This window comes from Bacillus sp. z50 (assembly GCF_058313585.1).
This window is the reverse complement of record NZ_JBZFQL010000001.1, coordinates 751,645-767,787: the sequence shown is the minus strand read 5'-3', so window position 1 is coordinate 767,787 and position 16,143 is coordinate 751,645. Positions and strand designations below refer to the sequence as shown.

Sequence of the window (16,143 nt, the reverse complement as noted above, 5' to 3'; positions counted from 1 at the left end):
TAACTAATCTATCAACTGACAACCATATTCAGTACAAGAGCTGTATGATTAGCTGTTTTTTATGCAGCTATGGACAGGTTAGCTTTAGAAGGAGATAAAGGGAGTGATAAACCGGTGTTTACGAGAAAGTTTCGTGAAATATACCCAGGTCAAATTTTCGAATTATATCTTCAGCAAATTAAAAAATATGTTTACGGTGTCATTGTAGCGGGCGATAGACGAATAAAAAAAGATGACATAAAAATCGCATACATAGAATCTTTTACTGAACAGCCAATAAACCTTCAAGAAATAAGTAAAGATATAGAGATAAAGAATTTCTTATTTATTGCTAATTCAGGAATTGCTTCAATTCTAAATCATTCCTGGAAGTATGTTGGTTTTTATTCAAAACCGATAATGGAAATGGAAGAACTGAGTAAAGTGGAATATGTTATAGAATTTATGGATAACTTTTATAGAAGTGTTGGTAATAGCCTCTTACCCATATTTGATTGTGAAAAAATAAGTGAAGAATATAAAAATATCCCGAATCCTCTTGGATTGTTGGGGACATTGCAATTCAAGATTACTTAATAGATATTGCAAACAATCGATTGTAAGTAAATGAATTGTTAGGTTTTTGGAGCATAAAATCGAATTAAAAAAGTAGTTAAGATGTTGAGAATAAAATGAAGGAGGGCTATTTCATGCTGTTTATGATCATTGTTAAAGCTTCAAAGAATTCAGAAGCTGGGAATCTTCCAAGCCAGGAACTCAGGGAAGCCATGTCAACCTACAATGAGGAATTAGTAAAGGCTGGCGTGCGGGTTATGGCCAAAGGACTTCATCCAAGTTCAAATGGGGTTCGCCTTTCATATCCTAAGCCGGGAGAAAAGCCAGTGGTCACTGATGGACCATTTTCGGAAACGAATGAAGTGATTGCGGGATTTATTCTCATTGATGTGAAGTCTAGGGAAGAAGCCATCGAATGGGCTAAGCGAATGCCTGATCCACAAGGATTTGGTGAAGGTCAAATTGAGTTGCGACAAGTCATTGAGTTTCCTGAGTAAAAGTAATCAATCTAGCGAGTAAATCTATACAAATGTTCTCGACGAAATACGTATGTCCTGTTATTCGATAATCGGGCGTTAATAGACTAGATAGAATAAAAGAGACAATCACAAATGGTCTTCTGAAAAGATGTGAGCCATCCTATTACCGCCTGATTACCTCTTTCATTGGGGTAAGTTGGTCCCCAGAATTTTTACGTTCCGTGTTGCCGCGATTGTTCCCTCAGTCGTAGCGCTGATATGGGTCGAATCTTTCGTCCAAAACCCTCCTTATCCCACAAATCACGACGGTTGCTCACATTTTGTCTTAATCACCGGAATTATATTTTACCTTCTAAAAAATTTCTTTCACTCACCTTGTTTTTCCTTAGATTCAATATATAACCCAAAATATAAGTTGGAGGAGTTTTAATGAGATTAACAAAGATAAATAATCTTTACCAGCTTTCCTTTATGCCAAATCTTTTTCCTGTTAATTGTTATCTTATCGAAGAAGAGGAGCATTTAATCGTAATCGATGCAGGACTTCCTTTTTGTAAAAAAGCAATTTTAAAGACAGCAAAGGGTATAGGAAAGCCGATTAAGAAAATAGTGTTAACACATGCACACACTGATCATGTAGGGGCTCTTGATGGACTTACTCAGGAGCTTCAAGACGTTGAAGTATTAATTCCCAGACGAGAGCTGAAAATTCTAAAAGGAGATGCATCGTTAGAGGAAGGTGAAGGGAATATGCCTATAAAAGGCGGTATTCCCAAAAATATAAAGACAAATCCGGATACCCTATTACAGGATGGTGATCGGATTGGATCGTTGATAGCCATTCATACCCCGGGTCATACTCCAGGAATGATGTCGTATTTAGATATTAGGGATCATAGTTTAATAGTCGGAGATGCTCTTCAAACAAAGGGCGGAATAGCTGTAGCTGGTGATACTCGATGGAGTTTTCCTTTCCCGGCATTGGCAACCTGGAATAAAGAAAAAGCAATCGAGTCCGTTGAAAATTTGTTGGATTATAAACCTTCTTTACTGGCAGTCGGGCATGGAAATTTAATAAGGAATCCAGTAAAAGATATGAAACAGGCAATTGAAAGAGCAAAAAGTCGTTAACAGGGACATGATGATGGAGTCAGCAAAGTTAAGCAAATACATAGGGGAATGAAAAAAATACAAATTGAGATTAGAGTAGTAGATTCAAATGTAAAATTTAGAAAACTATTTAACTAATACTGGATTATTAATATAAGGAAGGACCTGCTCAAAAGTCTATGAAAAATGACCTTTGAACAGGTCCTTTTTCGTGTGGATGACAAATTGTTTATCATATACCTCCTGTTAGCGGGTTAATTAGCAAAGATGGGGACTTTGTTACTAATTTATAAGGGTTTGCCAACCTAAATAGGAAACTTTATTTGTAAAGAATGGATTAAACAAGAAATTATTTGAATTTTTTGATAAAATGTTTTTTAAGTATTTTAATACATGGTATCTTATCGACAGTCAGAGGCAATCCAAGTATGTTTACCTGAATAAATGGGAGAAATGCTTGTTTATGTAGGGTTTACCTGGTTCCTTTTTCTTTGGGGATTTGCAAATGATAGGAGCAACTGTGTTCAATAAATCCTCTGACAGGCGGAGTGATATGCTGAAAAACGTTATGGCAGAATAAGGGGATCGTTAAGGGAGTGATGCATGATGAGCTATGAGGAACAAATTTTGGGGTGGTATCATCATTTTCATGAACATCCCGAAATCAGCGGAAAGGAATTCGAAACAACCAATACAATTGCCGAGATATTGGATAGTTTTGGGATTCATTACGAACGTTTTTCTGATTGTACCGGATTAATTGCTGAATTGGGAGAAGGTAGTGGTGCAGTGGCGCTGAGAGCAGATATTGATGCGCTATGGCAGGAAGTTGGAGGTGTTATGCGGGCGAATCATTCATGTGGGCATGATGCTCATATCGCCATGGCACTCGGTGCGATTCTCTATTTGAGGGAACAGCCGCTGAATCGTAAATATCGTTTTATTTTTCAGCCGGCCGAGGAGAAGGGGAATGGCTCGTTATGGATGATTAAGCGGGGTGCAATGGATGGCGTGTCGGTATTGTTTGGTATGCATGTGCGTCCAGAAGATGAACTAGCATATGGTCAGTTTACTCCTTCTATCCACCACGGAGCCTGTATCTTCCTTGAGGGGAAAATCAAAGGTACTGATGCACATGGGGCAAGGCCGCATCAGGGAAAGAGTGCGATTGATGTGATGGTTGCTATCCATGGTTATCTGGCAACTTTTCATGCTGATCCTGCGGAGAACTATTCTATTAAGCTGACCAAAATGATAGCTGGCGGGCAAAACACTAATATTATCCCAGGCAATGGCTCATTTGCGATTGATGTCCGTGCGCAGTGTAATGCTGTTTTAGATGAAATGATAGATTCTATCGGGACTGGTTTAAATCGGATAGCTGAGCTCTTTGGTGTACACATTGATTATGAATGGAAGGATTATACTCCAGGAGCCACTGTTTCAAAAGAGCCAGAAAGGTCTGCAAGGGAATCAATCATAAAAGTTGCCGGAGAAGAAGCTTTAGAAGAGCCAATCATCACGTCTGGAAGCGATGATTTTCATTTTTATAGCCGGAAGCATCCAGATGTACAAACAACTATGATCGGAATCGGTGCCCAGGTTAGCCCGGGACTGCACCATCCCAAAATGCAGATACAAACAGACATCTTAGATCTCGGGGCAAGGGTACTTGCGGAAGCGATGCAGCTTGTCCACATAAAAGAATAAATAACGTTTCATTACGGATTAAATTCAAACAGGGGGAGAACAGATGGAGAGAAAAATATCTTTTGGGCTGGCAATTATACCGTTAGTAGTGCTGATAGCAGTTATGGCTATTACAATTATTGTTTTTGAAGAGGGACCACATATCCCGTTGATTGTTGGTACAATCACGGCCGCACTTGTGGCATGGATGGCCGGCTACAAATGGGACGAGCTTGAAGAGGCCATGTACAATGGAATTCGTTTAGCATTACCTGCTGTAATCATCATTATGTTAATCGGTCTGGTAATTGGATCATGGATTGGCAGTGGTGTGGTCGCTACCATGATTTATTATGGATTGAAGATCATCAGTCCGTCTCTTTTCCTGGTGTCGATTATGCTCATTTGTTGTATTGTTTCCGTTGCCATCGGTAGTTCCTGGTCAACTATGGGAACGATTGGGGTAGCTGGGATGGGGATTGGTTTAAGTATTGGGATACCGGCCCCGATGATTGCGGGAGCAATTATATCAGGTGCCTATTTTGGGGATAAAATGTCACCATTATCGGATACAACCAATTTAGCAGCCGGATTGACCGGCACGGATTTATTTGTACATATTCGCCACATGTTTTACACAACGATCCCAGGCCTAATCATTTCGTTAGGTGTATTTTGGTTCTTGGGGCGTGACTTCGGTAAAGGCGGTGTGAGTACAACTGATATTGAACAAACACTAGCTGTCTTGCAGGATGAGTTCCTTATTTCTCCTTTCTTATTACTGATTCCACTTATCGTCATTATTTTGGTGGCAAAAAAAGTACCAGCCATACCTGGCTTGGTGATTGGGGTTCTTTTGGGCTTCCTTACTCAGGTATTCGTACAGGGGGATACATTTGCTGATGCTATTTCAGCTCTGCAAGCAGGGTATGTGATTGAAACCGGTAATTCCATGGTGGATGATCTCTTCAATGGCGGCGGTTTGGACAATATGATGTACACGGTATCCATGGCCATCGTGGCAATGACATTCGGAGGCATGCTCGAGCATACGGGAATGCTGAACGCAATCGTTTCACAAATTCTTAAATTAGCAAAAACTGCAAAAAGTCTCATTATTTCTACGATATTATCTTGTTTTGCTACAAACGCAACCTGCTCCGAACAGTATATTTCCATTGTCATTCCAGCACGTATGTTTTCAAAAGCGTATCGTGATAAAGGGCTCTCTTCCAGAAATCTATCCAGGGCGCTTGAGGATGGAGGGACGCTAACGTCTGTTTTCATCCCATGGAATACATGTGGCGTCTTTATCTTCGGTACTCTTGGTGTAAGTGTATTTGAATATGCCCCATACGCGATTTTGAACTTTGCCGTGCCGATTATTGCGATTCTTTATGCGATAACAGGGTTTTCAATTGAAAAAATGAGTGATCAAGAAAGAGCAAAGATTGAAAAAGAACTTAAACAGCAAAAAGAGGATACAATTACAGTATAAGGGGACTTTCATATGATTAAAGCTATTTCACTATATGCCATCCGCCTGCCTCTTCATGAACCATTCGTTGTCAGCTATCATACATATCACGATATGCCCTCCATTATTGTGAAAATGGAAAGTGATGACGGTTTTATTGGTTTTGGGGAAGCGGTTGCAGATGAACATGTAACAGGAGAGACATGGGAGAGTACGTATAGTCTTCTCAAGCATACATTAGCGCCGCTTCTAATTGGTCAGGATCCAGGTGAATTTGAACGTATACATGAACGAATGAATAAAATGGTATACGGAGCCCCTGCAGCAAAGGCGGCTATTGATATTGCCTGTCATGACCTAGTGGCCAAGAAACTGGGGGTACCGGTTTATCAGCTGATCGGAGGACGTTATCATGATCGTTTTCCAATCACCCATGTACTAAGTATTCAGGAACCAGCTGCAATGGCGGAAGAAGCGGTGCTGAAGGTGTCTGAGGGATACCTTTCCTTTAAGATGAAAGTTGGCAAACAGGTAGGGCAGGATATGGAACGAATTCGTGCTGTTCGCAGGGCAGTTGGGAATGAAATCGCCATTCGTGTCGATGTTAATCAAGGTTGGAGGAATAGCTCCAATGCATTGAGGGCTCTCCCGTCTCTTGAAAAACTGCAAATAGACTGGCTCGAGCAACCAGTGCTGGCTGATGATCTTGAGGGTATGGCTGAATTGAAAAAGAAAGCACGCCTGCCATTAATGGTTGATGAAGGCCTAAAAGGTATAAAGGATATGAGAGAGGTTATCCAAAAGAAAGCGGCTGATAAAATTAATATAAAGCTTATGAAATGTGGAGGAATCCATCCAGCTGTGAAGCTAGCCAATCAAGCGGAAATGGCTGGAATCGAGTGTCAAATCGGATCGATGGTCGAATCATCCATTGGCTCGGCCGCTGGCTTTCATGTTGCTTTCTCCAAGAAAATCATCACATCCGTCGAATTGACAGGACCTTTAAAATTCTCAAAGGATGTTGGGAATTTGTACTATGATGTCCCGTTCATTGAATTAAATAAAAAGAGTGGTCTCGGAATTGATATGAATGAAGATGTACTTACAGAATTGACCGTTCACAGAGATGTTATTCAATGAAAGGAGAGACTTTAGATGATCGATAAAGGCATGTTTCCCGACGGACAAGCTTATGTTGTTCGCCGTTTAACAGAGACCGATATTCCAACTGTGTTACGCTTGCAGGATAAAGTGGTACAGGATCTAGATGATAAAACGAGCCTACAGCCCCTTTCAGAAGAGGAGTTCCGTTACATAACGAGTGGTAATGGTCTATTAATCGGCGTATTTGTTAAGGCAGAATTGATTTCATTCCGCGCTTTAGTTGTGCCAGATACGATGGAGGACCATTTGGGAATCGATGCAGGCTTGCCAGAGAGCGAGTTGGATTTTGTTATTTATCAAGACATTAGCAATGTGGATCCGGACTGGCGTGGATTGAGCCTGCAACGACGTATGGCAAAATGGATCATGGATGAACTGGCACGTAGCAAACATCCCTATAAATATGTATGTTCAACAGTTGCTCCGTTTAACATCCCAAGCCTAAAGGACAAGTTTGCTCAAGGAATGGAAATCGTTGCATTGAAGCCTAAATATGGAGGGAATTTACGTTATATCTTCTTTAAGGAACTCGAAAGCTCGAATAACCGAGAAGGAGAACCGGTATTATGCCAAATGGCTGATACGAAGGGACAGCAGAAGCTACTCACAGAGGGCTATCGTGGTCAAAAGCTAGTAGTAATTGATCAAGTATACTATGTGGAATTCCGGAAATGAAATCTAAATATTAGGGCTCCGTCTCTGATATTTAATTTTTTCAAGAAATGAACACGTAATCCGTTATAATTTATTATTATGTGAACAAGTTTTTATAGTCTGCCGGCTCCATGGAGCTTAGTGAACTACACTCTTGATAAGTTAACATAGAATTCCTGAGGTTCTTTGTCCATTATCTCATATCCGGGTACACCAGTTCATTCTAGCGCTAAGTGAGGAGCTTTGAAGTTTTATTTTTTGACTTCTAAGAATGTTTGTAAACTTAATTTATAATATTTTAGGAGGTCTTATAATGACAAGGATGACTATAAGTATAAATGAACAGTTGGAAGAAGCAGTTAAAAGACATGTTAATCAAAAAAAATTGAACGGTGAGAAAATTACTATATCTGGATTTGTTTCTGATTGTATACGAAAAGAACTAGGCTATACTGATCAAATTATCAAAGAAAAAGGATATGTATATTATTTACATGAAGACATGGCTAATACTATAAAAATAGGAAGATCACAAAGTCCTAAAGCAAGAATTGATAATTTCCAGACTAAAATGCCGTTTAAACTTACAGAAATTCACAGAATTGAAACTAATGATATGATAAGAACAGAACAACTTTTTCATGATTTATTTAAATTTAAAAGGACAAATGGGGAATGGTTTGCTTTGCAAAATGCGGAAATTGAATGGATAAAGAACGGACATTATACACCGGAAATAGAAGCATCAATACATGATGTGAAATAAAAAGAATTGGAGATGCTTTTTTTAATATAAAAAGGTAGTTTTGCTGTCTCTTTGTTTCAAAGTAACATTCCACCTTTTCGATTTGATATTCTGATTTTTTTCATAATATATGTATAAATCAGAATCCATACAATCCATTAATTCAATGAGAGTGATTATTTTATACAAGCTAAATCTCATAATTTCTTTGTTTTTAGAATCCTGTGCAATTTTCTGTGTTTTGTATATGAAAAAACATGTGAATGAAGGCTATGGCAGTAGTGTTGAGAGATGCCTGGATAAATATAATTAATTAACCTTGTTTTGCTACCGGCTCTTGTAATAGTAGGATTAAAAGCTAAGGATATTCTAGGGTACTATTTGATTTTCATGATTGATTCATCTCAGCGGTGTATTTATTCATATAATTATATAAAAATATGATGGCCCTTTATGCATCTAAAGGGTCTTTTTTATAATTGGGATATAACGTAAACATTTAATTTTATGCCCCTTTATTATTTTGTAACTATAAATTATGGATATGGAACTTTAGGATTAAAGTCTGCTTATAATTTGTGTGATTTTTCTAAATTACCTATAATTAGTTTGCGAGAACAACTAAGAATAGGGGACTGAGTATGCGTACAATTAAAATTTATGATCGTAATGATTTAATTGAAATTTCTTTTGATGATATTAAAAAGTATCATGGCTATGCAGCTTATATGGCGTTAGGGGTTGGGTTCCGTGTAGTGGAAGCAGCCTTTCAGGAGTTGTTTGGAGATGAAATTCCGAATCGGAATGATCTTTCCGTTCAGTCGGGGCATGGGGGACCTGGATTCCGTGACGTATTTGAGTTTATTACTCGCTGTAAAACGAGAGGGGTCTACACAGTGGATGTGAACTATCCAGTAGCTCAATATGATCCATACCGTGCGACCAGCTATGCCTATATTTTCACAAGACAAAATGGGGAATCTGTAGAAGTTTCGTTAAAAGAAGACTTTTTACCGCCTATTTTCTATGATTATTTGAAAAAAGGCCGCGAGGATTCATTTACAGCGGAAGAATATGAAGCCAATGAAGCGCTAAAAAAAGAATTAGGAAACCGTGCTTACGAAATGCCGATTGAAGAATTATTGAATGTAAAACGATTAAAATAAGTACATTCACATAGGGAATGTATTTCTTTATCATAGACATCATCTAGGTATATTTTGACTGAGCGGGTTCGCCTCTTTGAGAGAGTTTCTAAAGAGGGAATAGTAGATTTAGAGGAAACAATAACAAAGTGAAAGGATACATGGGTTCATGTATCCTTTTCTAGTCATTATAAATCTATCCAACTGTAACTGATTTTTTATATTGTAAATGCCGTCCTTTGGTGAACTTCGGTAAATGTTGTTTATGTGCCTCTAGTAATTCGGATGTCATATCCCAAATCTCTTCTAATGACAGGACGGAGGAGGCATGAGGGTCTAACATAACTGCTTGATAGACATAATCAATGTCACCTGTCAGAACGGCTTCTACAATCAGCTGCTGTACATTGATATTTGTCATATTCATAGCGGCAAGCTGCGGAGGCATATTACCAATATGAGTTGGCTGAATTCCGCGTTTATTGACCAGGCAAGGGACCTCAACACAGGCATTGGTTGGCAGATTCGTTATTAAATTAGTATTTAACACATTTCCCCATATTCCACGGTTAACACCGGTTTCCATGGAGTGTATAATCGGGGCCCCATATTCGTGACTTTCCTCTGTATTAAAAGGAATATTATTTTCGATTTTCTCTTTCGTTTCTTCAAAATGCTTTAAATTAGCTTCGCTTCGTCGGATATATTCATCAATCGGAATAGAGAAATCCTCAATAAGCGAATCTCTTTTTATGAAATAAGGTGTGTATTCGGAAAGATGTTCACTTGATTCTGTGATGAAGTAGTTCAGCCTATTCATCATTTCAAAGCGTACTTTATCCTTTTTATAAATGGCTGGATTTTTCATCGCCTCGAACAAAGCAGGGTACAAATCCCTTCCTTTATGCTTTAATTCCAGAAACCATGCCATATGATTAATTCCTGCAACCTGATATTCCAGTTCTTCTGCTGGTAGATTCAGATAGCCAGCTAATTCTCCGGCGGTGTTTTGTACGCTATGACAGAGACCTACTGTTTTAATGGATGTCGCTTTTTCAATGGCAAGGATAAGGGCAGCCATTGGATTAGTATAGTTTAGTAATAGAGCATCCGGACAAACCTCCTCCATATCTTTGCAGATGTCTAAAACAACCGGAATTGTCCGCAGTGCTCTAAATACTCCGCCTACCCCAAGTGTATCTGCAATGGTTTGTTTTAGGCCGTATTTTTTAGGGATTTCAAAATCTATTAAGGTGGATTCATGCATACCGACCTGTATGAGATTGATCACATAGCTGGCATCCTTTAACGCATCCCGTCGATTTTGATGAGCTTCTACTGTTGCAATGTTTCCATTTTGCTCTATTAAAGAAAGGGCCATTTTTTCTGCAGTTAGCAATCGATCTTCGTTTATGTCCATTAATGAGAAGGTTGTTCCTATTAATTCTGGATAACTAAGAATATCTGAAATAAGTCTTTTGGCAAAAACAACACTTCCTGCACCGATTATTGTTACTTTCATTTTAAAAATCCCTCCAATTTTAATAATTGATTATCACTTGATTGAACCAGCTGCAAGACCTTTAACAAAATGTTTTTGTAGCACCAGAAACAGAATGACCATAGGAATCACTGCCATGATTGAGGCAGCGGCAACTAAATTAAGCCTGCTGGAATTTTGCCCAAAGAAGCTGGATAAAGCGACGGTTAGCGTTTTAACCTCATCAGCCTGCAAGAAGAAAATAGCAAATTGATAATCATTCCATATGTAAACACAGGAGATGATTAAGATCGATGCTGTGACAGGCTTCAATAATGGAAAAACAATCGTAAAGAATATTTTTATATGACTGGCCCCATCAATTTTCGCTGCTTCTTCTAGTTCTCTTGGAATCGTAGACCGTATAAAACTTGTGTAAAGAAAAACAGCGAGTGGGGTGTAAGCAGCAACATTATTTAAGATCGCTATGGCATGGGTATTCATCATCCCTAGATCAACAACTAATTGGTATAGAGGCACTAAAGCTGTTAAAGGAGGTATGACCATTACAGCTACTAAAAGCATGTATACGAAGTTATTTAATCTGGTCTTAAATCTAGCTAAAGGGTAGGCGGCCATAGAAGAAAATAAGATTAATAGTAAAGCTGAAAAAAACGTAATAATCACCGTGTTGATAAAGGCTGTCCCTAAATTAGCCGTTTCCCATGCTTGAGTGAAATTTTCGAACGAATACGTTTCTGGTAAAACCCATTTCGAACTAAAATCTCCTCTTTCTTTAAAAGCGGTGGTTAAAAGGATATAAAAGGGGATCAAATGAAATAACCCAATGAGTAGAGCCACAATCGACAATAACCACTTTTTCTTTTTTGACGTATAATCCATCAAGCCTCAACCTCTTTTCTCTTAAAGTATAGGAGGGCTGCCAGACTTAAAATTAAGATGACAAAGGCCATTAGGATACCCTGTGTTGCCGCATATCCGGCATCCTGGCGGTCGAAGTATAAATCATACATATAGGTAGACATAGATTGAGAGGCATTACCTGGTCCACCTCCGGTTAAGGCTAGAACGACATCAAATAGCTTAAGTCCACCAATAATGTTAATAACCATATTAATAGTTATAGAAGGCATTAAAAGTGGCAGGGTAATGGTCCTGAACTTTTGTAAAGAGGATGCTCCATCCATATTGGCAGCTTCATAATAGTCTTTTGAAATGCTCTGTAATCCGGCTAAATAGATAATCATTGCAACACCTGTATATTGATAGGTATTAACAAATACAATTAACCATTTATTGATATTGGGATCAGCCAGAATATTTGTTTTATCCATCCCAATAAATAAGAGTAAATCATTCAGCGCACCACCCTGAAAGGAAAAGAAGAAGTACCAAATGTACCCCATTATTAGCGGACTGATAATAACAGGTAAATAGATAATCGTCCGGGTGATCGTCCGGAAACGGATGCTTTGATTCAATAATAAGGCATAGCCCAGTCCGATGATATTTTGAAACAATGTACTTCCCAGTCCATACAGCAATGTGTTTTTCATAATTAACCAAGTGTCTGGATCCTGCAGCATTCTAGAATATTGGGCAAATCCAACGTTCTTAAAGGTCTGAGAAAATCCATTCCAGTCTGTAAATGAGATACGGATCCCATTTAAAAAGGGATAGATAATAAATAAAGAGACTACGAGCAAGGAAGGAATATACATCCATGCTAATGAAGGTTTTCGCCTCGATTTAGGTCTTTTCATCTTTACGTTTTCGATTGGTCTAGTCTGTTTTTGACTGTCTACTTGCGCTTCCAACTAGATGTTCAACTCCTTTCGGTTCAAGAGTTAGATGGTTTTACTTTTGTTCTAACAGACGTTTATATTCTTCACCCATTTTATTTGAAACGTCTTCTGGACTCATTTTCCCCGATAATAACTCTTGACCTGTTGCACCCATTGGATCCCACATCCCACTTGGCAGGTAAACACGGTCAAAATATGGTTCAACCTTCACATCCTGGTATTTAGCAAAGTAATCAGAGTAATAAATATCTGCCTCGACATCTGTTAAGCCGGAGGGAAGAGAGGTTCCTTCAGCCATCGCCTTTGCATTTTCAGCCACTGCCATAAACTCAATAAACTTTTTAGCCGCATCCTTTTTCTTTGAATCCTTCCAAACAGCAAGTGTATGTCGTTCCCCGCCAATCCAGCTTTGTTCATCGCCTTCATGGATCGCCGGCATAGGAAGCACTCCGAGTTTGACATCTGGATTCATTTCCTCCACCGTTGGTCCTTGCGTGCCTCCGCCGACGACAAAACCAATTTTGTTTTGGGCCAACAATTCAGGCTGCTGATGGAGTTGAGCCGTCAAGACATCTTCATTCAAATATCCCTTATTCTGCATCTCTTTTAATTTCTCAGGCAGATAAGTATAATGATCCCAGTTGAATGTGCCATTTAATAATTCTTCTGAATGATTATTTTTACTATCTGTTATTAACAAAGGAGTTGCGAACTGATCGAAGTATTGACCGAATGAACCTTTATCTGAACCGCTAAACCATAGAGGGGTGACTTCACCTTTACCCTTTTCTTTTATCGTTTGGAGCGCCTTCATAAATTCATCAAACGTTGCAGGAGGTTCAATGTCATACTCTTCTAGTAAAGTAGCGTTGTAGGTTAAGCCATCTTTAGCTTGGTTGAGGGGGAATGCGTAAACCTTTCCGGCATCATCAGTTAAGAAGGGCTTTAAGGATGGATCCAGACGATCTACCCAATCCATAGAGCTTAAATCCTCTACATATTCGGCGTATCGATTTTTTGCCCAGCCGTGAGTATCAAATAAGTCTGGCATATCATTTGCGGCCATTTTGACGCGAAGCATACTTTCATAGTCATTTGCAGGGTAGTTTTGTTTAATATCGATGTCCTTGTTTTCCTCTTCAAATTTATCAATTAATTCATCTAATGCGATTTGATCAGATTCATTCGTTACGGTTGAAAAAAGAGTTAGGGTTGATTTCTTCTCGTCAGTAGAGCTGCTACTCGAACAACCATTCAGAGCTACTAACAATAAGGCAGGTACAATAAAGAATCTCAATGTTTTTTTCATAGTATTCTATTCTCCTTATCCCATATTATTTTTCAGTATGTATATCTGGAAGATTGTTACGACTTTAATCAAACCACCTCCTTTTAGTGTGCTTAACAGCTTTCTCTGATCATTAATTTTGTCGGAAGAACAGCTTTAATAGGCAGCTGTCTACCATTTAGTCGATCTAAAAGCATGTTGACGCCTGTTTCACCCATTTCCTCCGTATATACTTTTACAGTGGTAAGAGGAGGACTGGAAAACTTGGCTATATCAATATCATTGAAGCTGATGATGGCCAATTCCTCAGGTACAGAGATATTGGACTCCTTTAATGCTTTTAAAGCTCCGATAGCCATAGAATCACTGGCAACGAAAAAGGCTTGAGGCAGTTTGTTCGTTAATGCCTCTTTCATTAATGCATAGCCGGATTCCATCGTATACTCGCCAATATATATATCTTTTTTCTTAAGCAATCCTTTTTCTTTTAAAATGAATTCAAAGGTGGTGAGTCTCTCATCCTCGATTTTGTAGGAACGATCAACTTGATGTTCTTTCTCAAGCCCCCCTATATAACCAATATGGTTGTATCCTCTGGTAAGTAAATGATCCAGTGCTTGTTTAGTGGCCTTTTGAAAGTCAATAATGACAGAGTCATAGAGGTCTTCATCTGGAGAATGATTAATATACACGACATTTTTCATATTATGAGTTAGCTTTTTTAGTGTTTGATCACTGATCCTGCCGATGACGATGGCACCATCCTTATTCATAAACTGATGCTCATGAATCGTTTCATGTATTCGCACCACCTCGAAACTATTTACACCATTCTTTACTAAAGAGCTTTCAACACCTTTTCGAATCGATAAAAAATAAGGATCGATTAATTCTTCCTCTGATGACAAACAGAGTAGTAATAAAATACTGTATTTTTTCTTCAGCTTACCTTTCTTCTGTTTTCTTTCCTTAACTGTCTTATATCCAAGCTGCTTAGCATTCTGTAAAATTCTCTCACGCGTATCGTCAGTTACCATTAATGATTTATCATGGTTTAACACACGAGAAACAGTGGTGGAAGAAACATTTGCTAGTTTAGCGATGTCTTTGATTGTGACCATATTTAATTACCTCTTTATCCCTTATAAGTAATAATTTAGTAAATGCTTATCCAATGAACACATATTAACACTAAAAGAAAACGCTTACAATATATTATTTGAATTTTTAGATTAATTGCTTGGTTCGATTTGTTTTGTAAGGAAAAAGGATTAGATTTAACTTGTGAGCCTTTAGGTAAAGCTTTATCGAGCTAAATGTATATAGGTCTGTCACTACAACACTAAAACACAATTTATCACCTAGGTAAAAAGTGGCATGAATTCTAATGATTAAGAGTGGTATAGAAGTAATAAAGAGTTAACAAGTAATTCTGAATTGTTTACAATCTCATACATAATGCTGGCCTTTGGTCTAAGCAAGCTAAGTAATATTCTTGAAAGGAATTGGTTGCAATGTCAACAAGCAGATGTTTGAATGTGGTTGCAGGAAGCGTAGCCATGATGGTGATCATCAGTGGTTGTAGTGGACAGGAAGCTAAATTCGTTAAAGGGGAGGTTCATACTGAGTACGTTGATCTAACAGAGTTGGAGGATACTGCATTGGAAGGTCAGCGTATTTTAAAAGTGGAAGGTTTGAAAGCGCAATTTGAAGAAGAATGGAAAGCAGAACAAGAGCGAATTGCCAAAGAGAAAGAAGAAGCTGAACGTAAAGTTAAAGAGGAGGCTGAAGCTAAGGCAAAGGCCGAAGCGAGAGCTGAGGAAGAAGCAAAAACAAACCCGGCAAATATGGGTCCGGTAGAAAAAGCACAGTGGGAAAATAACAATTTTGCAGATGTGCATGAGCGTGCTAATTATTTAGTCGAAAATCCTAATCATTTAAATAACGTAGTTGGCGATGATGTTACAATGACATATTTAAATACATTAAACGACGATTTGCAATCTTCCGGTGAATTGCAAACAGAAGCAATCTTGAATGGTGAAATGGGGGCAATGGAATAGTCTGCACGGTAATGGCGAGAGCAACTAAAAAGCTTTGGTGGAAAAAGATATTTGGAATAAGTATCAGGCAATTAGGCGTTGTTATTATTTTAGTATTAGTCTTTTTCTCATGTTGAAAACGGTAATAGCTACATCAATATATTCACTAGGAAAAGCAGAATAATTATTCAATATTTATGATTAATTTGAAAATAAATTATATACCAAAAATTGTTGTTGATTGCGAACACACTTCAGATGATACTATGTTAATTATAAAGTAACTAATTATGAAAATAATTTATTAAAAGATACTCCTTAAGGCTAACCACCTTAAGGCTTTTTTAGAGAGAAAAACGAGTGATTTCAAAAAGGAAATCTTAAGCCCTATAACGGTTTGGAAACGATACTATCAGAAAAAGAATGTTTTTCTTACTTGGTTTTAATTCAGGAAGAAGCTTGCCAACCGTTCTTCTTTCAGATTCATAA

15 protein-coding genes are annotated in these 16,143 nt (G+C 38.2%); 10 read left to right on the top strand and 5 right to left on the bottom strand.

Going from position 1 to position 16,143, the window contains the following annotated elements:
* Nucleotides 1-114: 114 nt before the first annotated feature.
* From AC4G3N_RS03545 to AC4G3N_RS03505, 9 genes are all read left to right on the top strand, one after another.
* Nucleotides 115-576, top strand: coding sequence for a hypothetical protein (locus tag AC4G3N_RS03545; protein WP_491089751.1), 462 nt, complete (start codon nt 115-117; stop codon nt 574-576).
* A gap of 113 nt (nt 577-689) precedes the next feature.
* On the top strand, nt 690-1,052 hold the full coding sequence (locus AC4G3N_RS03540) for a YciI family protein (protein WP_490551217.1): 363 nt from the start codon (nt 690-692) through the stop codon (nt 1,050-1,052).
* Nucleotides 1,053-1,463: 411 nt separating this feature from the next.
* Nucleotides 1,464-2,165, top strand: coding sequence for an MBL fold metallo-hydrolase (locus AC4G3N_RS03535; protein WP_490558689.1), 702 nt, complete (start codon nt 1,464-1,466; stop codon nt 2,163-2,165).
* A gap of 582 nt (nt 2,166-2,747) precedes the next feature.
* The gene (locus tag AC4G3N_RS03530; protein WP_491089750.1) at nt 2,748-3,854 is read left to right on the top strand and encodes an amidohydrolase; all 1,107 of its coding nucleotides are present in this window, start codon (nt 2,748-2,750) and stop codon (nt 3,852-3,854) included.
* Nucleotides 3,855-3,897: 43 nt separating this feature from the next.
* Nucleotides 3,898-5,331: a Na+/H+ antiporter NhaC gene (gene nhaC, locus AC4G3N_RS03525; protein ID WP_491089749.1), complete on the top strand. Its 1,434-nt coding sequence runs from the start codon at nt 3,898-3,900 to the stop codon at nt 5,329-5,331.
* A 12-nt stretch (nt 5,332-5,343) separates the two neighbouring features.
* A complete protein-coding gene (locus AC4G3N_RS03520) occupies nt 5,344-6,450 on the top strand; it encodes a mandelate racemase/muconate lactonizing enzyme family protein (protein ID WP_491089748.1) in 1,107 nt (368 codons plus the stop codon).
* A gap of 15 nt (nt 6,451-6,465) precedes the next feature.
* Nucleotides 6,466-7,149 (top strand): GNAT family N-acetyltransferase, encoded by a 684-nt coding sequence (locus tag AC4G3N_RS03515; RefSeq protein ID WP_491089747.1) that lies wholly within the window; start codon nt 6,466-6,468, stop codon nt 7,147-7,149.
* 292 nt (nt 7,150-7,441) lie between these two features.
* Nucleotides 7,442-7,894, top strand: coding sequence for a GIY-YIG nuclease family protein (locus AC4G3N_RS03510; protein WP_491089746.1), 453 nt, complete (start codon nt 7,442-7,444; stop codon nt 7,892-7,894).
* A 620-nt stretch (nt 7,895-8,514) separates the two neighbouring features.
* Entirely contained in the window at nt 8,515-9,039 is a 525-nt protein-coding gene (locus AC4G3N_RS03505) for an FmdE family protein (RefSeq protein WP_066104439.1), read from the top strand.
* Between the two features lie 175 nt (nt 9,040-9,214).
* On the opposite strand, the gene AC4G3N_RS03500 is transcribed toward AC4G3N_RS03505, so the two are convergent.
* From AC4G3N_RS03500 to AC4G3N_RS03480, 5 genes are all read right to left on the bottom strand, one after another.
* A complete protein-coding gene (locus AC4G3N_RS03500; protein WP_491089745.1) occupies nt 9,215-10,540 on the bottom strand; it encodes an alpha-glucosidase/alpha-galactosidase in 1,326 nt (441 codons plus the stop codon).
* A 33-nt stretch (nt 10,541-10,573) separates the two neighbouring features.
* On the bottom strand, nt 10,574-11,401 hold the full coding sequence (locus tag AC4G3N_RS03495) for a carbohydrate ABC transporter permease (protein ID WP_491089744.1): 828 nt from the start codon (nt 11,399-11,401) through the stop codon (nt 10,574-10,576).
* Nucleotides 11,401-12,282 carry a carbohydrate ABC transporter permease gene (locus AC4G3N_RS03490; protein WP_491089878.1) on the bottom strand — a complete coding sequence of 294 codons (882 nt, stop codon included), beginning with the start codon at nt 12,280-12,282 and terminating at the stop codon, nt 11,401-11,403. Before AC4G3N_RS03490 ends, AC4G3N_RS03495 begins: the two co-directional genes overlap by 1 nt.
* 94 nt (nt 12,283-12,376) lie before the next feature.
* Nucleotides 12,377-13,633 (bottom strand): ABC transporter substrate-binding protein, encoded by a 1,257-nt coding sequence (locus tag AC4G3N_RS03485; protein WP_491089743.1) that lies wholly within the window; start codon nt 13,631-13,633, stop codon nt 12,377-12,379.
* Nucleotides 13,634-13,725: 92 nt separating this feature from the next.
* On the bottom strand, nt 13,726-14,733 hold the full coding sequence (locus AC4G3N_RS03480; protein WP_491089742.1) for a LacI family DNA-binding transcriptional regulator: 1,008 nt from the start codon (nt 14,731-14,733) through the stop codon (nt 13,726-13,728).
* Between the two features lie 393 nt (nt 14,734-15,126).
* Between AC4G3N_RS03480 and AC4G3N_RS03475 the strand changes: the two genes are divergently transcribed.
* Nucleotides 15,127-15,675 (top strand): hypothetical protein, encoded by a 549-nt coding sequence (locus AC4G3N_RS03475; protein ID WP_491089741.1) that lies wholly within the window; start codon nt 15,127-15,129, stop codon nt 15,673-15,675.
* Nucleotides 15,676-16,143 lie beyond the last annotated feature (468 nt).